The sequence below is a fragment of the Marinobacter sp. L-13 genome (assembly GCF_056857715.1).
Genome location: NZ_JBSXNQ010000038.1, coordinates 59,397 through 77,971, shown reverse-complemented (window position 1 = coordinate 77,971; position 18,575 = coordinate 59,397). Strand labels below are relative to the sequence as shown.

The following is an 18,575-nucleotide window of genomic DNA, read 5'->3' as shown; positions in this document are numbered from 1 at the left end:
TTGCGAACTGCCGGAAGGTGTGGAAATGGTTATGCCGGGTGACAACGTCAAGATGAGTGTTACCCTGATTGCTCCGATCGCCATGGAAGATGGCCTGCGCTTCGCGATTCGTGAAGGCGGCCGTACCGTTGGTGCCGGCGTGGTCTCCAAGATCATCGAGTAATCTTCTCGTTTGATCAGGAAAAAGGGGCTGATTCTTCAGCCCCTTTTTCTGTTTCAGCCGCAAAGCCAGCCTGACCCGGTCAACCAGTATTGCTGTTGACAGGGTTGGGTATTATGCATACAATGCGGCTCCTTTTTTTGAAGGTCGGCTAACTAGTAGCTGCTACGAGTGGAGTTTGGTGCATCATGCAAAGCCAAAAAATTCGAATCCGGTTGAAGGCGTTTGATTATCGCCTGATCGACCAGTCCACGCAGGAGATCGTCGATACCGCCAAGCGGACCGGCGCTCAGGTGCGTGGCCCTATCCCTCTGCCGACGCGGAAGGAAAAGTACACCGTATTGATCTCTCCGCACGTCAACAAGGACGCGCGCGATCAGTATGAAATTCGTACGCATAAGCGTTTGCTCGACATCGTTGAGCCGACGGAAAAGACAGTAGATGCTCTGATGAAACTGGACCTGGCAGCAGGTGTAGACGTTCAGATCAGCCTCGGCTAATACCGCCCGGTATTAGTCTGTGTAACTGTCATAAGGCCATAGAGGGTGAGAGCCCCGTACACTTAAGAGGTGAAACATGGCAATTGGTGTTGTCGGTCGTAAGGCCGGTATGACCCGTATTTTTACGGAAGATGGGCAGGCGCTGCCCGTAACGGTAATTGAGGTTGAGCCCAACCGCATTACCCAACTGAAAACTCTTGAAAGCGATGGCTACCGCGCCGTTCAGGTGACTGTTGGTACTCGTCGTTCCTCTCGTGTTACCAAGAGCGAAGCGGGCCACTTTGCCAAGGCGGGTGTTGAAGCCGGTCGTGGTATGTGGGAATTCCGTCTTGCCGATGGCGAAGGTGAGGATCTGGCCGCCGGTGGCGAGATTACGGCTTCTGTATTCGAAGACGGTCAGGTGGTAGATGCCATCGGCCAGTCCAAGGGTAAGGGCTTCCAGGGCGGTGTTAAGCGCTGGAACTTCTCCATGCAGGATGCCACTCACGGTAACTCTCTGTCTCACCGTGCTCCGGGTTCCATTGGTCAGAACCAGACTCCGGGCAAGGTATTCAAGGGCAAAAAGATGGCGGGCCAGATGGGTAATGCTCAGGTAACTGTGCAGAACCTGAAAATTGTCCGTGTCGACGCCGAGCGCAACCTGCTGCTGGTAAGTGGTGCCGTTCCCGGCGCAACTGGCGGCGATGTTGTCATCAAGCCTGCAGTTAAAGCCTGAGGAGCGGTGCGATGGAATTGACTATTACAGGTAGCGGCAAGGGAATTTCTGTTTCCGACGCTGCATTCGCCAAAGATTTTAACGAGTCGCTGGTTCACCAGGTAGTGACTGCCTACATGGCAGGCGCCCGCCAGGGTACCAAGGCTCAGAAAACGCGTTCCGAAGTAAGCGGTGGCGGTAAGAAGCCATGGCGTCAGAAGGGCACCGGTCGTGCCCGTGCCGGTACTATCCGTAGTCCGATCTGGCGCTCCGGTGGCGTTACCTTTGCAGCCAAGCCTCGCGGCTTTGAGCAGAAGGTAAACCGCAAAATGTACCGCGCAGCGATGCGCTCCATTTTTTCCGAGCTGGTTCGCCAAGAGCGTCTGGTTGTTGTTGACGACATGAACGTTGACAGCCCGAAGACCAAGGCATTCAACGCCAAGCTGAAGGATATCGGTGTGACCAATGCGCTGATTCTGTCCGACAACGTCGAACAGAACCTGCATCTGGCCTCACGCAACATTCCGCACGTTGACGTGCGTGATATTGCTGGTCTGGATCCGGTTAGCCTGGTTGCCTTCGAGAAGGTCGTTGTGACCGTTCCCGCTCTGAAGAAGATCGAGGAGATGCTGGGATGAATCAGGAACGTATTTACAAGGTCCTGCTTGGGCCGCACGTATCGGAAAAAGCGTCTCTGGCAGCAGAGCGTGGCCAGGTGGTGTTTCGTGTAGCACCTGATGCCACCAAGCCCGAGATCAAGAAAGCCGTTGAGCAGCTGTTCAACGTCACCGTAGAAGGTGTTCAGGTTCTGAACCGTAAGGGTAAGCTCAAGCGCACTATCCGCGGGTTCGGCAAGCGTAATGACATTCGTAAGGCTTACGTAAAGCTGGCAGAAGGTCAGGACATCGATTTTCTGGATGTGGAATAAGGTAAAGGGGTCGTAATATGCCGATCGTCAAAACCAAACCAACATCTGCCGGACGCCGTCACGTTGTAAAGCTTTACAACCCGGATCTGCACACTGGGCGCCCCTACGAGCCGTTGGTAGAAAGAAAGAACAAGACGGGTGGTCGTAACAATGTAGGCCGCATCACAACCCGTCACACGGGTGGTGGCCACAAGAAGCACTACCGTGTCATCGATTTCAAGCGGACCAAAGATGGTATCCCGGCGACTATTGAGCGCCTGGAATACGATCCGAACCGCTCTGCGCACATTGCACTGTTGAAGTATGCCGATGGCGAGCGTCGTTACATCATCGCTCCCAAGGGTATGCAGATCGGTGATCCTGTGCGCTCCGGTATCGACGCGCCAATCAAGGTGGGTAGCACGCTGCCGCTCCGGAATATCCCGGTCGGTTCTGTGATCCACTGCGTCGAACTCAAGCCTGGCAAAGGTGCACAGCTGGCTCGCTCTGCGGGCGCATCCGTACAGCTGGTTGCCCGGGAAGGTGCTTATGCCACCATCCGCCTGCGCTCAGGTGAAATGCGTAAGGTGCTTGTTGACTGTCGCGCAACGTTGGGTGAAGTGTCCAACAGCGAACACAGCCTCAAGCAGCTTGGTAAAGCGGGTGCATCACGTTGGCGCGGCAAACGGCCAACAGTACGTGGTGTTGCTATGAACCCAGTTGACCACCCACATGGTGGTGGTGAAGGGCGTACCTCTGGCGGGCGTCACCCGGTTACTCCGTGGGGTGTTCCGACCAAAGGGCATAAGACTCGTAAGAACAAGCGTACTGACAAAATGATAGTACGTCGTCGTTCGGCCAAGTAAACGACTACATAGAGGTAATTGCTGTGCCACGTTCTTTGAAGAAAGGTCCTTTTATAGACCTGCATCTGTTGAAGAAGGTCGAGGCAGCTCTGGAAGCTAACGACAAGCGGCCGATCAAAACCTGGTCCCGCCGGTCGACAGTCTTTCCGGAGATGGTAGGCCTGACCATTGCAGTCCACAACGGCAAGCAGCACGTGCCGGTTTATGTCACCGAAGATATGGTTGGACATAAGCTGGGTGAGTTCGCGGCAACGCGTACTTATCGTGGTCATGCGGCCGACAAGAAAGCTAAACGCTGATTCTGAGGTAATCAAAATGGAAGTAGCAGCCAAGTATAAGGGCGCTAACCTCTCAGCTCAGAAAGCACGTCTTGTCGCTGACCAAGTACGTGGCAAGGCTGTTGAGGATGCCCTGAACATTCTGACTTTCAGCCCGAAGAAGGCGGCGGTCGTGATCAAGAAAGCTCTTGAGTCCGCCATCGCCAACGCTGAGCATAACGAAGGTCTGGACGTTGACGAACTGCGGGTTTCCACCGTGATGGTGGATGAGGGTCCGACGCTCAAGCGAATCAAAGCTCGAGCCAAGGGGCGCGCTGACCGTATTTTCAAGCGCACCTGCCATATCACCGTCAAGGTCGCCGACAAGTAGGAGATGCTCAGATGGGTCATAAAGTAAATCCAACCGGCATTCGCCTGGGTGTGATCAAAGAGCACAACTCAGTCTGGTATGCCGACAAAAAGGAATACTCCAAGAACCTGCTGAATGATATTCAGGTTCGCGAGTTCCTCGACAAGCGTCTGGTTAAGGCGTCTGTCAGCAAGATTGTGATCGAGCGCCCTGCTCAGAACGCCCGTATCACGATCCATACTGCCCGTCCCGGTATTGTTATCGGTAAGAAGGGTGAAGATGTTGATCGTCTGCGTCGCGAAGTCAGCGACATGATGGGTGTGCCTGTGCACATCAACATCGAAGAAGTCCGCAAGCCGGACCTCGATGCCCGCCTGGTAGCGCAAAACGTTGCCGGCCAGCTGGAGCGTCGTGTGATGTTCCGTCGCGCTATGAAGCGTGCGGTCCAGAACGCCATGCGCCAGGGTGCCAAGGGTATCAAGATCCAGGTTGGCGGTCGTCTCGGGGGTGCTGAAATCGCGCGTTCCGAGTGGTATCGCGAAGGTCGTGTTCCGCTGCACACACTGCGTGCAGATATTGATTACGCAACCTACGAAGCGCATACCACTTACGGCGTAATCGGCGTCAAGGTATGGATCTTCAAAGGTGAGATTCTTGGTGGTATGGAGCAGGTCCGTGCTGACAAGAAAGCCTCTGGGAAGAAAGGTTCTAAGTAAAGGGGCACTCTTATGCTGCAACCAAAACGCACCAAATTCCGCAAGGTAATGAAAGGCCGTAACACCGGTCTTGCTCACCGCGCCAACAAGGTGAGCTTCGGTGAATACGGATTGAAGGCTACGAGCCGTGGGCGTATAACTGCGCGCCAGATTGAGGCAGCGCGTCGTACCATGACTCGTCGCATCAAGCGGGGCGGTAAGATCTGGATCCGGGTATTCCCGGACAAGCCGATCACCGGTAAGCCGCTTGAAGTTCGAATGGGTAAAGGTAAGGGTTCTGTCGAGTATTGGGTGGCTGAAATCCAGCCTGGCCGTATGCTCTACGAGATGGAAGGTGTTTCCGAGGAAATCGCTCGTGACGCATTCACTCTCGCGGCGGCCAAACTGCCGGTACAGACCACCTTTGTAACGAGGACGGTGATGTGATGAAAGCAACAGAGCTGCGTGAAAAGTCAGTCGAGGAGCTGAACAAAGAGCTGATCGACCTCCTGAAGGAGCAGTTCAACCTGCGCATGCGTAAGGCGACAGGTCAGCTGAATCAGTCTCACCTTCTCGGCAAGGTGAAGCGCGACATCGCTCGCGTGAAAACAGTATTGAACGAAAAGGCAGGACAGTGACATGACCGAAGCTACCCAAACTGCCAGAACTCTGAGCGGCAAGGTCGTGAGCAACAAGATGGAGAAGTCCATCGTGGTGCTGGTCGAGCGTCAGGTGAAACACCCGCTGTACGGTAAGTACATGAAGCGTTCAACCAAGATCCACGCTCACGATGAGAGCAATCAGTGCAACATCGGTGACACTGTGACCATTCAGGAAACCCGTCCGGTCTCCAAGACCAAGAGCTGGGCCCTGGTGGAAGTCACTGAACGTGCATCCAAGGTGTAATTCGCCCGGAGAACAACCATGATTCAGACTCAAACAATGCTTGAAGTCGCGGATAACAGCGGTGCGCGTCAGGTGATGTGCATCAAGGTCCTGGGCGGTTCACATCGGCGTTATGCCAGCGTAGGGGATATCATCAAGGTGACCGTCAAGGAAGCCATCCCCCGCGGTAAAGTGAAGAAAGGCCAGGTCCTGAAAGCTGTCGTGGTACGCACCCGCAAGGGTGTTCGCCGTCCCGACGGTTCGCTGATCCGTTTCGACGGAAACGCGGCGGTACTTCTGAACAATCAGGACGCACCGATTGGTACCCGTATCTTCGGACCGGTTACCCGTGAACTGCGTAATGAAAAGTTCATGAAGATTATCTCACTGGCACCCGAAGTACTTTAAAGGACCAGAGGCCGGTTATGAAAAAGATCAAACGAGATGACGAAGTAATCGTCACCACGGGGAAAGATAAAGGCAAACGTGGTAAAGTCCTGAAGGTTCAGGACGATGGCCGCATGGTGGTTTCTGGGATCAATATGATCAAGAAGCACACCAAGCCGAACCCGATGCTGGGCTCCCCAGGTGGCATCGTCGAAAAAGAAGCACCTATCCAGGCTTCCAACGTGGCTATTTTTAATCCGCAGACCGGCAAAGCCGATCGTGTAGGCTTCCAGATCAAGGAAGACGGCGCGAAAGTGCGGATCTTCAAGTCCACGAATGAAGCTGTCGATAACCAGTAAGCGGTGGTGGTTACGATGCTTAACATGAAAGAGCAGTACAGTAAGGAAGTGGTACCCGCCCTGCAGAAAGAGTTCAGCTACAAGAACATCATGCAGGTGCCGCGTATCGAAAAGATCACCCTTAACATGGGTGTCGGCGAAGCGGTTGGTGACAAGAAGCTGATTGAGAATGCTGTGGCGGATCTCGAGCGCCTGGCAGGTCAGAAAGCGGTTGTTACCAAGGCTCGTAAATCCGTCGCGGGTTTCAAAATCCGTGAAGGTTGGCCTATCGGTTGTAAGGTTACCCTGCGCGGCGAGCGTATGTGGGACTTCTTTGATCGTCTGGTTCACATTGCGGTTCCCCGCATTCGTGACTTCCGCGGTCTGAATCCCAAGTCGTTCGACGGTCGCGGTAACTACAGCATGGGTGTGCGTGAGCAGATCATTTTCCCCGAGATCGAGTACGACAAAGTCGACAAGATCCGTGGTCTGGATATCACCATTACCACCACTGCCGGTACCGACGATGAAGGTCGCGAACTGTTGAAAGCCTTTGGCTTTCCGTTCAAGAAATAAGGAACGAGTGTAATGGCTAAGGTTTCCATGAAAAACCGTGAGCTCAAGCGCGAAAAGACCGTTGCGAAGTTTGCAGCGAAGCGTGCCGAGCTCAAGGCGATTATCAAGAACCCGAATACCAGCGATGATGACCGTTGGGACGCACAGATGAAGCTTCAGCAGCTTCCTCGCGATGCTTCTCCTTCGCGTCTTCGTAATCGTTGCCAGGTGACTGGTCGTCCCCACGGCGTTCTGCGCAAGTTTGAGCTGTCACGGATCAAACTCCGTGAATACGGCATGCGCGGTGACGTTCCGGGCCTGACCAAGGCAAGCTGGTAAGATAGGTACCCTGGCTTCGGTCAGGTGCCTGTTGGTAAGCGGTGCGGCAAGCCGCTGCACAACTAAAAAGATCAGGAGCCTCATACCAATGAGTATGCAAGACACGCTTGCGGATATGTTTACCCGTATCCGTAATGCACAGATGGCATCAAAAGCAGACGTTACGATGCCGTCTTCAAAGATGAAGATCTCCGTAGCCCAGGTCCTGAAGGACGAAGGCTACGTCGACGATTTCTCCGTTTCAGCCGACGCGAAGCCCGAGCTGACGATTACTCTGAAATATTTCGGTGGCAAGCCGGTTATTGAGGAGATCAAGCGGGTCAGCCGTCCGAGTCTGCGCCAGTACAACGGCGCTGGGGAACTGCCGAAAGTATCCGGTGGTCTGGGAGTCGCGATTGTCTCAACGTCCAAGGGCGTTATGACAGACCGCGCCGCACGAGCTGCTGGCGTGGGTGGCGAAGTCATCTGCACCGTATTCTAGGAGATACACATGTCCAGGGTTGCCAATAATCCTGTCGTGCTGCCTTCCGGTGTTGAGGTTAAGCTGAACGGACAGGAAATTAGTGTGAAGGGTTCCAAGGGAGCGCTTCAAATCACCATTCACCAAGCGGTTGAAGTAAAGCAGGAAGAGAACGTTCTGCGCTTTGCGGCCCGCGATGGTGCTACAAAGTCCCGCGCTCTTGCTGGTACTACTCGTGCACTGGTCAACAACATGGTGACCGGTGTTTCCACAGGCTGGGAACGTAAACTCCAGCTGACGGGCGTAGGTTACCGTGCCCAGGCGCAAGGTAAGAAGCTCAATCTGACTCTGGGTTTCTCACACCCGGTCGAGTATGAGCTGCCCGAGGGGATTACCGCAGAAACTCCGTCCAATACGGAAGTTGTGATTCGCGGTATCGACAAGCAACAGGTTGGCCAGGTCGCTGCGGAAGTCCGCGCGTTCCGTCCGCCCGAGCCTTATAAGGGCAAGGGTGTTCGTTATGCGGATGAGCAGGTCAGACGCAAAGAAGCCAAGAAGAAATAAGGCGGGACTATGAGCGCGAATACTGAAAGATTGCGTCGCGCACGCAAAGTGCGCATGAAGATCCGTGAACTGGGTACCAATCGTCTGTGCGTTCACCGCACACCGCGTCACATGTACGCCCAGGTCACAACTGCAGACGGCAGCAAGGTGCTGGCTTCTGCCTCCACGTTGGATAAGGAACTGCGCCAGGGTGCAACCGGTAACGTGGACGCTGCCAAAAAGGTCGGTCAGCTGATCGCTGAGCGTGCCAAGGCAGCAGGTGTAGAGCAGGTTGCTTTTGACCGCTCCGGTTACCGTTATCACGGCCGTATTCAGGCTCTGGCCGACGCAGCCCGTGAAGCTGGCTTGCAATTCTAAGAGGTGGAGAAGATGAGCGTTAACGAACAGAAGGCGCCTGAGCTCCAGGAAAAGCTGGTTCAGGTCAATCGTGTCGCCAAGGTTGTTAAAGGTGGCCGTATTTTCGCCTTCACCGCACTGACTGTAGTGGGTGATGGTAAAGGTCGCGTTGGTTTCGGTCGTGGCAAGGCGCGTGAAGTGCCGGTTGCCATCCAGAAGGCCATGGAAGCTGCACGCAAGAACATGGTAGAAGTTCCGCTTGACGGTACTACCCTGCAATACCCGGTCAAGGCTCAGCATGGCGGCTCCAAGGTCTACATGCAGCCTGCGTCCGAAGGTACTGGTATCATCGCCGGCGGTGCGATGCGCGCAGTACTGGAAGTGGCGGGTGTTCAGAACGTACTGTCCAAGTGTTACGGGTCTACCAACCCGGTGAACGTGGTACGTTCCACCATCAAGGGTCTCCAGGCAACTCAAGCGCCTGAAGATATTGCAGCCAAGCGCGGTAAGACCGTGGAAGAGATTCTGGGTTGAAGTCATGGCGAACGCAAAAACGATCAAAGTAACTCTGACCCGCAGCCCCATCGGCTGCCAGCCCAAGCACAAGTTGTGTGTGAAGGGCCTGGGTCTTCGTAAAATCGGTCACACCGTGGAAGTGGAAGATACCCCTTCCATCCGCGGCATGATCAACCGGGTTGATTACCTGGTTCGGGTTGAGGAGAACTAAGATGCGTCTGAACGAACTTAGTCCGGAACCCGGTTCACGCCAGGTCCCCAAGCGGGTCGGTCGTGGTATCGGTAGCGGTCTCGGTAAAACCGGCGGTCGTGGTCACAAGGGTCTGAAAGCCCGCTCCGGCGGCAGTGTAGCGCCCGGTTTCGAGGGCGGTCAGCAGCCGTTGGCCCGTCGTCTGCCGAAGTTTGGCTTCACCTCCCGTCAGCAGCGCTACGTTGCTGAAATTCGCCTGAACGAGTTGGCGAAGGTTGAAGGCGATGTGGTGGATCTGGAAGCCCTGAAAAAGGCAGACATTATTCGCGGAGAGATTCGCGAAGCCAAGGTTATCATGTCCGGCGAACTGAGCCGCGCGGTAACTGTGAAGGGACTTCGGGTAACCAAAGGCGCGCGCGAGGCAATTTCTGCCGCGGGTGGTAAAGTCGAAGACTAAGGCGAGTCGAGGACTAAATGGCCAAGAACGCATCATTGCCTGCGGGCGCGGGTAAAGGACTGGCAGAGCTGCGATCGCGGCTCTGGTTTGTCTTCCTGGCATTGCTGGTGTACCGGATTGGTGCCCACATTCCGGTGCCGGGTATCAACCCCGACCGTCTGGCGGCACTGTTTGAACAGAACCAGGGCACAATCCTGAGCATGTTCAACATGTTTTCCGGTGGTGCGCTTGAGCGCATGAGTATCTTCGCTCTCGGTATCATGCCGTACATTTCGGCCTCTATCATCATGCAGCTCATGACTGCGGTTAGTCCGCAGCTTGAGCAGCTGAAGAAAGAAGGTGAGGCTGGCCGTCGAAAGATCAGCCAGTACACACGGTATGGTACGGTTATCCTGGCCCTGGTTCAGGGTTTTGGTATTTCTGTCGGTCTGGCATCTCAGGGTGTCACTTTCAATGACAGCTTCAGCTTCCACTTTGTGGCGGTTGTGTCATTTGTGAGTGGTGCTGTGTTCATGATGTGGCTTGGCGAGCAGATCACCGAGCGGGGTGTTGGTAACGGCATCTCCCTGCTGATCTTCGCCGGTATCGTCGCCGGGCTTCCCGGTGCGATCGGTCAGACGCTCGAGCAGGCCCGAAATGGTGAGATGAGCCTGCTGGTCGTTCTCGGTATTGGTGTTCTTGCGGTTGCTGTTATCGGCTTCGTGGTCTTCATGGAGCGCGGGCAGCGCAGGCTGACAATCAATTACGCCAAGCGGCAACAGGGTCGCCGGGTGTTCGCCCAGCAGTCCAGTCACCTTCCCCTGAAGGTAAATATGGCCGGTGTTATTCCGCCCATCTTTGCGTCTTCCATTCTGCTCTTCCCGGCATCGCTGGGGCAGTGGTTTGGTCAGGGTGAGGGTATGGAATGGCTGAGCGATGTATCCCAGGCTCTGGCGCCGAGCCAGCCGTTGTACATTATCCTGTTTGCAGCAGCAGTGGTTTTCTTCTGCTTCTTCTATACAGCCCTGATGTACAACCCGAAGGAAGTTGCGGATAACCTCAAGCGCTCTGGAGCGTTTATTCCGGGCATTCGTCCTGGTGATCAGACTGCCAAGTATATCGATGGTGTTCTGACCCGTCTGACGCTGTTCGGTGCAATGTACATTGCAGCAGTTTCCCTGTTCCCTCAGTTCCTGATGGTGGCGGGGAATGTACCGTTCTATCTGGGTGGTACCTCTCTGCTGATTGTTGTAGTCGTGGTGATGGATTTCATGGCGCAGGTTCAGTCGCACCTGATGTCCCATCAGTATGAATCGCTGATGAAGAAGTCCAATCTCAAGGGCTATGGTCGGAACGGTTAATCCCGTTCCCCTTGAAAACTGGAGTCGACAATGAAAGTACGCGCTTCGGTAAAGAAAATTTGCCGTAACTGCAAAGTAATTCGTCGCAATGGCTCGGTACGAGTCATTTGCTCGGAGCCTCGTCACAAGCAACGCCAGGGTTGATTCCGAGAGGAATCGTTCCTGACATTGTAGGGTTTCGGAATGATGGCGCTTGACTCCATGCGGGGTCAGGCGCTATTATTTCGCGCCCTTTTTGTGGCGGAAAATTCACACAGCAAAGCTTTGAACGCGGAGTAATTTGGATGGCACGTATAGCCGGTGTCAATATACCCGATCACAAACATGCTGTTGTCTCGCTGACCTACATCTTTGGTGTTGGCAAGACCACAGCCCAGAAGCTTTGCGATGCAACCGGCGTCAAGCCGGACGTCAAGGTCAAAGACCTTAGCGACGAGCAGCTTGAAGCACTTCGTACTGAAGTGGGCAAGGTGTCTGTCGAAGGCGATCTGCGTCGTGAAGTACAGATGAACATCAAGCGTTTGAAGGATCTCGGATGCCACCGTGGTCTGCGTCATCGTCATGGCCTTCCGGTCCGTGGCCAGCGCACCAAGACCAACGCACGCACCCGTAAAGGTCCACGCAAACCTATTCGTAAGTAACAGGTAGGCAAACATGGCAAAGCCAGGTACACGTACCCGTAAAAAGGTGAAAAAGACGGTTGTTGATGGCGTCGCGCACATTCACGCGTCCTTCAACAACACTATCGTGACCATTTCTGACCGGCAGGGCAACGTCCTGTCCTGGGCCACTTCTGGTGGTTCCGGTTTCCGTGGGTCACGCAAGAGTACACCTTTTGCTGCGCAGGTAGCAGCTGAAAGAGCCGGTAATGCGGCTGCTGAATACGGCCTTAAAAACCTGGACGTAGAGGTTAAGGGTCCTGGGCCCGGACGTGAATCTGCAGTTCGCGCGCTGAATGCGTGTGGCTACAAGATCACCAACATCACAGATGTGACGCCGATTCCCCACAACGGCTGTCGTCCGCCCAAGAAGCGCCGCGTCTAACACAGGAGACAGTGAATTATGGCTCGTTATATAGGCCCGAAGTGCAAGCTGTCTCGTCGTGAAGGGACAGATCTTTTTCTGAAGAGCGGTGTTCGCGCGCTCGATTCCAAGTGCAACATCGAGACTCCGCCGGGTATGCACGGCGCGCGTCGCGGTCGTCTGTCCGAGTACGGCGTACAGCTTCGTGAGAAACAGAAAGTTCGTCGTATCTACGGCGTTCTCGAGAAGCAGTTCCGCAACTATTACAAAGAGGCCGCCCGAGGCAAAGGTGCAACTGGTGAAAACCTGCTGCAACTGCTGGAAGGTCGTCTCGATAACGTTGTATACCGCATGGGCTTTGGTTCTACCCGTGCAGAAGCCCGTCAGCTCGTCTCTCACAAGGCGATCCTGGTCAACGACAAGACGGTTAATATTCCGTCCTACCAGGTCCGGCCGGGTGATGTTGTGAGCGTGCGTGAAAAGGCGAAGAACCAGCTGCGTGTGAAAGGCGCACTGGATCTGTCTGCAAGCCGTGCACCGGTGAGCTGGGTAGAGGTCGACGCCAACAAGATGTCCGGCGTTTACAAGTCAGTACCCGAGCGTACTGAACTGCCGGCCGACATCAACGAGAACCTCATCGTCGAGCTTTACTCCAAGTAAAGCCCAGTTAGCAACGATAGCAGATAGGGGCGTCTATGCAGCGTTCAGTACATGAGTTATTGACACCTCGTACCATTGACGTGAAGGAATCAAGCGCCACACGTGCCAAGGTTACGCTTGAGCCTCTGGAAAGGGGCTTTGGCCATACTCTGGGCAGTGCACTGCGCCGGATTCTCTTGTCTTCGATGCCGGGCTGCGCCGTGACTGAAGCGCAGATTGACGGTGTCCTGCACGAGTACAGCGCCATTGAGGGTGTCCAGGAAGACGTCATTGAGATTCTTCTGAATCTCAAAGGCGTTGCCGTAAAAATGAACGGTCGGGACGATGCCGAGCTCACGCTCAGCAAGAAAGGCCCGGGCGTTGTGACAGCCGGTGATATCAAGCTGGATCATGACGTCGAGATTGCCAACCCGGAGCACGTGATCTGTCACCTTAGCGAGAATGGTGAAGTGAACATGCGTCTCCGTGTTGCACGCGGTCGCGGCTATGAGCCGGCGGACCAGCGCGGTCTTGACGAGGACGAAACTCGCGCCATCGGACGCCTGCAGCTGGATGCAACATTCAGCCCGGTTCGTCGTGTGGCTTACGCCGTGGAAAGTGCGCGGGTAGAGCAGCGGACCGATCTGGACAAGCTGGTTATCGACCTGGAGACCAATGGCACCATCGACCCGGAAGAAGCAATTCGCCGGGCGGCCACCATCCTCCAGCAGCAACTGGCGGTGTTTGTCGATTTCGATCATGAGAAAGAGCCCGAGCGCGTTGAGGAAGAGGAAGAAATTGATCCTATCCTGCTGCGTCCGGTTGATGATCTGGAATTGACAGTGCGTTCAGCTAACTGCTTGAAGGCTGAGAACATTTACTACATCGGCGATCTTATCCAGCGTACAGAAGTTGAGCTGTTGAAGACGCCTAACCTTGGTAAAAAGTCGCTGACCGAGATCAAGGACGTTCTGGCGTCCCGTGGTCTGTCACTGGGCATGCGTCTTGATAACTGGCCGCCGGCTAGCCTTCGTGGCGACGACCGGGTTCTGGGCGGTTAATCGCCGATTAGTTTAAGGTAAGGAATCAGAGCAATGCGTCATCGTAAGAGTGGTCGTAAGTTCAGCAGGACCAGTGCGCATCGCAAGGCCATGTTCCGTAACATGACTGCGTCACTGGTTGAACACGAGCTGATCAAAACAACGCTGCCGAAAGCCAAAGAGCTTCGTCGGGTAGCTGAGCCTTTGATCACGCTTTCCAAGAATGATTCGGTCGCGAATCGTCGTCTGGCGTTCTCACGCCTGCGTGACGATGCAGCGGTTGCCAAGCTGTTTGACGAGCTTGGTCCTCGCTACAACGAGCGTCCGGGTGGATACCTTCGTATCCTGAAGTGCGGCTTCCGTGCTGGCGACAATGCCCCTATGGCATTCGTTGAGCTGGTCGGTCGTCCGCTGGATATCGAAGCGGAAGAGGTGGACGAAGACGAGGATTAATTTCTTCGGCTTTGGCCAACCACAAAAAAACCGGGTTCCGTGAGGTTCCCGGTTTTTTTGTGCCTCGGTTGTAGATAACTCCTAGCCTGGAAGTATGGGGGCTGGCAAGGGGGTGGAGGTTTATTTTCTTTGGAAAAATAACTCGCTGCGCTCAGACATCTTTTTCCGGCAGAAAATAAACCTCCACCCCCTCGCCGACAGAGCTATTCCTTGCCCGCCAGTTACTTCATCAACATTGGCTTCAGATAGCGGCCTGTGTGAGAAGCGGGGTTCTCGGCGACTTCCTCCGGCGTTCCCTCGGCAATGATCTGGCCGCCGCCAGAGCCGCCTTCGGGGCCCAGGTCGACAATCCAGTCGGCGGTCTTGATCACGTCCAGATTGTGTTCGATGACCACGATGGTGTTGCCATGGTCCCGCAGCCTCTCCAGAACGTTGAGCAGTTGCTGGATGTCGTAGAAGTGCAGGCCGGTGGTTGGCTCGTCAAGAATGTAGAGTGTCTTGCCTGTATCCCGCTTGGAGAGCTCTTTGGCCAGTTTAACCCGCTGGGCTTCGCCACCAGAGAGGGTGACCGCGCTCTGCCCCAGTCGGATGTATGAGAGGCCGACATCCATCAATGTCTGTAGTTTGCGGGCCAGGAAAGGCACGGCATCGAAGAACTCGCGCCCTTCCTCAACGGTCATTTCAAGTACTTCGTTGATATTCTTGCCCTTGTAGCGGACTTCCAGAGTTTCCCGGTTGTATCGCTTGCCCTTGCAGACGTCGCAGGGCACGTAGACATCCGGCAAGAAATGCATCTCTACCTTGATCACGCCGTCGCCCTGGCATGCCTCGCATCGACCACCTTTGACGTTGAAAGAGAATCGGCCAGGTTTGTAACCCCGGGAACGTGCCTCCTGTGTTCCGGCAAAGAGTTCACGGATGGGAGTGAACAGGCCGGTGTAGGTGGCCGGATTCGAGCGGGGCGTACGGCCGATGGGGCTCTGGTCAATGTCGATGACCTTGTCCAGGTGGTCCAGTCCTTTGAGCGACTGGTAGGGAGCATGGTTGAGGCTGGTGGCCTTGTTGAGTTTGGCGGCAGCCACCGGATAAAGGGTGCTGTTGATCAGCGTGGACTTGCCAGACCCGGATACACCGGTGACGCAGGTCATGATGCCCAGGGGCAAATCGAGCGTAACGTCTTTCAGGTTGTTGCCAGTAGCACCTGACAGTGTCAGAGTTTTTCCGCTGCCTTTGTTGCGCTGTTTGGGAATGGCGATTTCCCGGGTGCCGTTGAGGTATTGCCCGGTAAGTGAATCGGGGTTGTCGATGATCTGTTGCGGTGTGCCCTGGCCGATAACCTTGCCGCCATGAACGCCAGCACCCGGTCCGATATCAATGACATGATCTGCAGCGCGGATAGCATCCTCATCGTGTTCGACAACAATCACGGTATTGCCCAGATCCCGGAGATGGGTGAGGGTGGCCAAAAGCCGGTCATTGTCCCGTTGATGCAAGCCGATGGAGGGTTCGTCAAGAATGTACATGACGCCTACCAGCCCGGCGCCGATCTGGCTTGCCAGGCGAATACGCTGCGCCTCACCCCCGGAGAGTGTATCGGCACTTCGTTCAAGCGTGAGGTATTCCAGCCCGACGTTCACCAGGAACTGAAGGCGCTGCCGCACTTCCTTCAGAATTTTTTCGGCTATCTCACCTTTTCGACCCGGTAGCGCGAGGGTTTCGAAGTAATCATGTGCGTCACCCACCGGGAGATGGGTGACATCGGAAATATTGTGCTCTTCGATAAAGACGTGGCGGGCGCTGCGGCGCAGTCGTGAGCCGCCGCATTCTTTGCACGGCTGGGTGCTCAGATTGCGGGCGAGCTCCTCACGCATGCTCTGTGAATCGGTCTCGCGGTAGCGCCGTTCAAGGTTTGGCAGAATGCCCTCGAATGGATGTGCCTTCTCCATGATATGGCCACGTGAATTCACATAACGGAATGGGATATCCTCATCGCCCGAGCCGAACAGCAGCACGTTGCGAAAATCCTCGGGGAGATCCGCCCAGGGCGTTTCCAGATCGATGCCGTAGTGATCTGCCACGCTGCCCAGCATCTGGAAGTAATAGACGGCCCGGCGATCCCAGCCCTTGATGGCGCCGGATGCCAAAGTGGCTTCCGGGTGCTGGACAATTTTTTCGGGATCAAAGAACTGTTTAACACCCAGTCCGTCGCAGGTAGGGCAGGCACCCGCCGGGTTGTTAAAGGAAAACAGTTTCGGCTCGAGCTCGCTCAGGGCATAGCCGCACTGGGTGCAGGCATAACGGGCGGAGAAGGTCTGTTCTTCTCCCTCACCACTCATGGGCGCCACAAGGGCAATCCCGTCCGCCAGGTCCAGGGCGGTTTCGAAACTCTCGGCAAGCCGCTGCTCCAGGCCTGGCTTGACCTTGAACCGATCGACGACCACATCAATCTGATGTTTGCGTTTTTTGTCCAGGGCCGGCACATCGTCGATGTCATAAACCGTGCCGTCCACGCGCAGGCGGATAAAGCCCTGGCTGCGCATGGTTTCGATAACCTGCAGATGTTCGCCTTTCCGATCCCGGATTACCGGTGCCAGGATCATGAGTTTGCTGTCCTCTGGCATGGCCACCACCTGGTCTACCATCTGGCTGATGGTCTGCGCTTCCAGAGGTTGGCCATGGTCAGGGCACCGGGGCTCCCCGGCGCGGGCGAAGAGCAGGCGCAGGTAATCGTAGATTTCCGTGATGGTGCCAACGGTGGAGCGAGGGTTGTGGGAAGTGGACTTCTGCTCTATGGATATCGCTGGCGACAGGCCTTCGATATGGTCCACATCCGGCTTCTCCATCATCGAGAGAAACTGGCGGGCGTAGGTAGACAGCGACTCCACATAACGTCGCTGCCCTTCAGCATAGAGCGTATCGAACGCAAGGGACGATTTACCGGAACCGGAGAGGCCGGTAATCACAATCAGTTTGTCCCTTGGCATATCCAGGTCGATGTTCTTCAGGTTGTGGGTTCGTGCCCCTTTGATCTGGATATGGTCCATAACACCTCGCTCGGATAAAAACGAAAATTATACCGCGTTGGGCCCGCTGCGGCGAAAATGATACCGGGGCCAGCATCACGCGGGTTGTCCCCCGTCAGCGCCCCTTCTGTTACAATGCGCCGCCTGCGATGGGTATCTGCCCTCAATCTGACCGCTTTCAACCCCGGCTGAGGTACGTAATTGCCATGAATGCGCTGGAAAAACGCTCCGTATTCGCCCTGGCGTCTGTTTACGCCATGCGCATGCTCGGACTGTTCATGGTGCTGCCGGTATTCATGTTGCTGGGCGAGGATCTCAAGGATGCAACGCCCGCACTGCTGGGTCTCGCTATAGGCGCCTATGGACTCAGTCAGGCCCTGTTGCAGATTCCCTTCGGCATGCTGTCTGATCGGGTTGGCCGAAAGCGCATGATCTATATCGGGCTGGTACTTTTTGCCGCAGGCAGTTTGCTGGCCGGAGCCACGGACTCCATATACGTTGTAATTGCCGGTCGGATTCTTCAAGGCGCCGGTGCGATCGCCAGTGTGCTGATGGCGCTGCTCAGTGACCTGACTCGCGAGGAAGAGCGGACCAAGGCCATGGCAACGGTGGGGATCACCATCGGCCTGTCGTTTTCGGTATCGCTGGTTCTTGGGCCCCTTCTTGGCGCCTGGTGGGGACTGTCCGGGATTTTCTATGCGACGGCTGCGCTGGCGGTGGTCGCTCTGGTGATCGTCAACCGCCTGGTTCCAACTCCCCACCAACATAAAACCAGCCCCGACACGCATCCTGCCCGGGAGATGCTGGGGCGGGTGCTTTCAGACGGGCGCCTGCTGAGGCTGGATTTCGGTATTTTTGCCCTGCACCTGGTGCTGACCGCCCTGTTTCTGGTGTTTCCTTCCATGCTGCAGGAGCAGTTTGGTCTTGCCAGCCGTTCACACTGGTGGTTTTACCTGAGTGTGATGGTCACGTCGTTTTTCGCCATGGTGCCTTTTATCATCATGGGTGAGAAAAAGCGCAAGATGAAGCCGGTGCTGTGTGGAGCGATTGGGCTGCTGACGTTGGCCACGGCCGGGTTTACGGGCGTTTCCGGCAGTCTGATGGCGGCCTGGACAGTGCTGTTTTTCTTCTTCATGGCTTTCAATCTGCTTGAGGCGAGCCTGCCGTCGCTGATCAGTAAGGAAGCACCTGCCGCCAGCAAGGGAACGGCAATGGGCGTCTACTCCACCTCCCAGTTCATGGGGGCGTTTCTCGGGGGCGCCCTGGGTGGCTTTCTGCTGGAGAGTGGCGGGATCCAGGGGGTGCTCTGGTTTATGGTGGTGGTGCTTGGCCTCTGGTTACTGGTGGCTCTCACCATGCCGGCGCCCGGTCATACCACCAGTTTCGTGGTACAGTTGCAGCAGGTAATGAACGAGCAGTACGACGACATTGATGACAATCTCCGCCGCCTTCCGGGCGTGCAGGACGTTGTGATTGTGGAGGAGGCTGCCACCGCCTATCTTAAGGTGGATCGGCAGCAATTTGATGAAGCGTCACTTGCGGACTTTTCCTTTGTCCGGCAGGCTAACAATTCTTGAAATC

General features: G+C 55.6%; 31 protein-coding genes. 30 read left to right on the top strand and 1 reads right to left on the bottom strand.

All coding sequences use genetic code 11. The features are described from left to right. The 29 genes from AC13DD_RS04080 to rplQ form a co-directional block, all read left to right on the top strand. Positions 1-163 (top strand): EF-Tu C-terminal domain-related protein (locus AC13DD_RS04080; RefSeq protein ID WP_482901594.1); only part of this gene is annotated, 163 nt, incomplete at its 5' end. 185 nt (positions 164-348) lie between these two features. Then, entirely contained in the window at positions 349-660 is a 312-nt protein-coding gene (gene rpsJ, locus AC13DD_RS04075) for a 30S ribosomal protein S10 (RefSeq protein ID WP_004580743.1), read from the top strand. A gap of 76 nt (positions 661-736) precedes the next feature. Further along, positions 737-1,375, top strand: a complete 639-nt coding sequence (gene rplC, locus AC13DD_RS04070; protein ID WP_008174858.1) for a 50S ribosomal protein L3 — start codon at positions 737-739, stop codon at positions 1,373-1,375. Between the two features lie 11 nt (positions 1,376-1,386). Beyond that, entirely contained in the window at positions 1,387-1,992 is a 606-nt protein-coding gene (gene rplD / locus AC13DD_RS04065; RefSeq protein ID WP_008174860.1) for a 50S ribosomal protein L4, read from the top strand. Continuing rightward, positions 1,989-2,282, top strand: coding sequence for a 50S ribosomal protein L23 (rplW, locus tag AC13DD_RS04060; RefSeq protein WP_008174862.1), 294 nt, complete (start codon positions 1,989-1,991; stop codon positions 2,280-2,282). Before rplD ends, rplW begins: the two co-directional genes overlap by 4 nt. Positions 2,283-2,299: 17 nt before the next feature. Beyond that, positions 2,300-3,127, top strand: coding sequence for a 50S ribosomal protein L2 (gene rplB / locus AC13DD_RS04055; protein WP_008174864.1), 828 nt, complete (start codon positions 2,300-2,302; stop codon positions 3,125-3,127). A gap of 23 nt (positions 3,128-3,150) precedes the next feature. Further along, the gene (gene rpsS / locus AC13DD_RS04050) at positions 3,151-3,426 is read left to right on the top strand and encodes a 30S ribosomal protein S19 (protein WP_007154011.1); all 276 of its coding nucleotides are present in this window, start codon (positions 3,151-3,153) and stop codon (positions 3,424-3,426) included. A 16-nt stretch (positions 3,427-3,442) separates the two neighbouring features. Beyond that, positions 3,443-3,775: a 50S ribosomal protein L22 gene (gene rplV, locus AC13DD_RS04045; protein ID WP_008174870.1), complete on the top strand. Its 333-nt coding sequence runs from the start codon at positions 3,443-3,445 to the stop codon at positions 3,773-3,775. An 11-nt stretch (positions 3,776-3,786) separates the two neighbouring features. After that, positions 3,787-4,470 carry a 30S ribosomal protein S3 gene (gene rpsC, locus AC13DD_RS04040; protein ID WP_008174872.1) on the top strand — a complete coding sequence of 228 codons (684 nt, stop codon included), beginning with the start codon at positions 3,787-3,789 and terminating at the stop codon, positions 4,468-4,470. A 12-nt stretch (positions 4,471-4,482) separates the two neighbouring features. Further along, the gene (gene rplP / locus AC13DD_RS04035) at positions 4,483-4,896 is read left to right on the top strand and encodes a 50S ribosomal protein L16 (protein ID WP_008174875.1); all 414 of its coding nucleotides are present in this window, start codon (positions 4,483-4,485) and stop codon (positions 4,894-4,896) included. Continuing rightward, positions 4,896-5,087 carry a 50S ribosomal protein L29 gene (rpmC, locus tag AC13DD_RS04030; protein ID WP_008174877.1) on the top strand — a complete coding sequence of 64 codons (192 nt, stop codon included), beginning with the start codon at positions 4,896-4,898 and terminating at the stop codon, positions 5,085-5,087. The genes rplP and rpmC overlap by 1 nt, the downstream gene beginning before the upstream one ends. 1 nt (position 5,088) lies before the next feature. Then, on the top strand, positions 5,089-5,355 hold the full coding sequence (rpsQ, locus tag AC13DD_RS04025) for a 30S ribosomal protein S17 (RefSeq protein WP_008174879.1): 267 nt from the start codon (positions 5,089-5,091) through the stop codon (positions 5,353-5,355). 18 nt (positions 5,356-5,373) lie between these two features. Beyond that, complete coding sequence (gene rplN / locus AC13DD_RS04020; RefSeq protein WP_007154005.1) at positions 5,374-5,742, top strand: 50S ribosomal protein L14; 369 nt, start codon at positions 5,374-5,376, stop codon at positions 5,740-5,742. A gap of 17 nt (positions 5,743-5,759) precedes the next feature. Then, positions 5,760-6,080, top strand: coding sequence for a 50S ribosomal protein L24 (gene rplX / locus AC13DD_RS04015; RefSeq protein ID WP_008174881.1), 321 nt, complete (start codon positions 5,760-5,762; stop codon positions 6,078-6,080). Between the two features lie 15 nt (positions 6,081-6,095). Further along, on the top strand, positions 6,096-6,635 hold the full coding sequence (gene rplE, locus AC13DD_RS04010) for a 50S ribosomal protein L5 (protein WP_008174883.1): 540 nt from the start codon (positions 6,096-6,098) through the stop codon (positions 6,633-6,635). Positions 6,636-6,647: 12 nt separating this feature from the next. Next, complete coding sequence (gene rpsN, locus AC13DD_RS04005; RefSeq protein ID WP_008174884.1) at positions 6,648-6,953, top strand: 30S ribosomal protein S14; 306 nt, start codon at positions 6,648-6,650, stop codon at positions 6,951-6,953. 88 nt (positions 6,954-7,041) lie between these two features. Continuing rightward, a complete protein-coding gene (rpsH, locus tag AC13DD_RS04000) occupies positions 7,042-7,434 on the top strand; it encodes a 30S ribosomal protein S8 (RefSeq protein ID WP_008174886.1) in 393 nt (130 codons plus the stop codon). Positions 7,435-7,443: 9 nt separating this feature from the next. Beyond that, complete coding sequence (rplF, locus tag AC13DD_RS03995; RefSeq protein WP_008174888.1) at positions 7,444-7,977, top strand: 50S ribosomal protein L6; 534 nt, start codon at positions 7,444-7,446, stop codon at positions 7,975-7,977. A gap of 9 nt (positions 7,978-7,986) precedes the next feature. Continuing rightward, positions 7,987-8,334, top strand: coding sequence for a 50S ribosomal protein L18 (gene rplR / locus AC13DD_RS03990; RefSeq protein WP_041644927.1), 348 nt, complete (start codon positions 7,987-7,989; stop codon positions 8,332-8,334). A gap of 12 nt (positions 8,335-8,346) precedes the next feature. After that, entirely contained in the window at positions 8,347-8,847 is a 501-nt protein-coding gene (gene rpsE / locus AC13DD_RS03985; RefSeq protein WP_008174892.1) for a 30S ribosomal protein S5, read from the top strand. 4 nt (positions 8,848-8,851) lie between these two features. After that, positions 8,852-9,040, top strand: coding sequence for a 50S ribosomal protein L30 (gene rpmD, locus AC13DD_RS03980; protein WP_012139786.1), 189 nt, complete (start codon positions 8,852-8,854; stop codon positions 9,038-9,040). A gap of 1 nt (position 9,041) precedes the next feature. Continuing rightward, positions 9,042-9,476 carry a 50S ribosomal protein L15 gene (gene rplO / locus AC13DD_RS03975; protein ID WP_136630018.1) on the top strand — a complete coding sequence of 145 codons (435 nt, stop codon included), beginning with the start codon at positions 9,042-9,044 and terminating at the stop codon, positions 9,474-9,476. A gap of 17 nt (positions 9,477-9,493) precedes the next feature. Continuing rightward, the gene (gene secY / locus AC13DD_RS03970) at positions 9,494-10,816 is read left to right on the top strand and encodes a preprotein translocase subunit SecY (protein ID WP_008174899.1); all 1,323 of its coding nucleotides are present in this window, start codon (positions 9,494-9,496) and stop codon (positions 10,814-10,816) included. A gap of 30 nt (positions 10,817-10,846) precedes the next feature. After that, entirely contained in the window at positions 10,847-10,960 is a 114-nt protein-coding gene (gene rpmJ / locus AC13DD_RS03965) for a 50S ribosomal protein L36 (protein WP_008174902.1), read from the top strand. Between the two features lie 140 nt (positions 10,961-11,100). Then, a complete protein-coding gene (gene rpsM / locus AC13DD_RS03960) occupies positions 11,101-11,457 on the top strand; it encodes a 30S ribosomal protein S13 (protein WP_014575963.1) in 357 nt (118 codons plus the stop codon). Between the two features lie 13 nt (positions 11,458-11,470). Further along, complete coding sequence (gene rpsK / locus AC13DD_RS03955) at positions 11,471-11,860, top strand: 30S ribosomal protein S11 (RefSeq protein ID WP_007153992.1); 390 nt, start codon at positions 11,471-11,473, stop codon at positions 11,858-11,860. Positions 11,861-11,878: 18 nt separating this feature from the next. Next, complete coding sequence (rpsD, locus tag AC13DD_RS03950; protein WP_053114301.1) at positions 11,879-12,499, top strand: 30S ribosomal protein S4; 621 nt, start codon at positions 11,879-11,881, stop codon at positions 12,497-12,499. Between the two features lie 35 nt (positions 12,500-12,534). Continuing rightward, positions 12,535-13,539 (top strand): DNA-directed RNA polymerase subunit alpha, encoded by a 1,005-nt coding sequence (locus AC13DD_RS03945; protein ID WP_008174911.1) that lies wholly within the window; start codon positions 12,535-12,537, stop codon positions 13,537-13,539. Between the two features lie 33 nt (positions 13,540-13,572). Further along, the gene (rplQ, locus tag AC13DD_RS03940) at positions 13,573-13,971 is read left to right on the top strand and encodes a 50S ribosomal protein L17 (protein WP_008174913.1); all 399 of its coding nucleotides are present in this window, start codon (positions 13,573-13,575) and stop codon (positions 13,969-13,971) included. Between the two features lie 221 nt (positions 13,972-14,192). Here rplQ and uvrA read toward each other — a convergent pair whose 3' ends face one another. Then, on the bottom strand, positions 14,193-17,015 hold the full coding sequence (uvrA, locus tag AC13DD_RS03935; RefSeq protein ID WP_092034258.1) for an excinuclease ABC subunit UvrA: 2,823 nt from the start codon (positions 17,013-17,015) through the stop codon (positions 14,193-14,195). Between the two features lie 185 nt (positions 17,016-17,200). Between uvrA and AC13DD_RS03930 the strand changes: the two genes are divergently transcribed. Continuing rightward, positions 17,201-18,571 carry an MFS transporter gene (locus AC13DD_RS03930; RefSeq protein WP_482930873.1) on the top strand — a complete coding sequence of 457 codons (1,371 nt, stop codon included), beginning with the start codon at positions 17,201-17,203 and terminating at the stop codon, positions 18,569-18,571. Positions 18,572-18,575 lie beyond the last annotated feature (4 nt).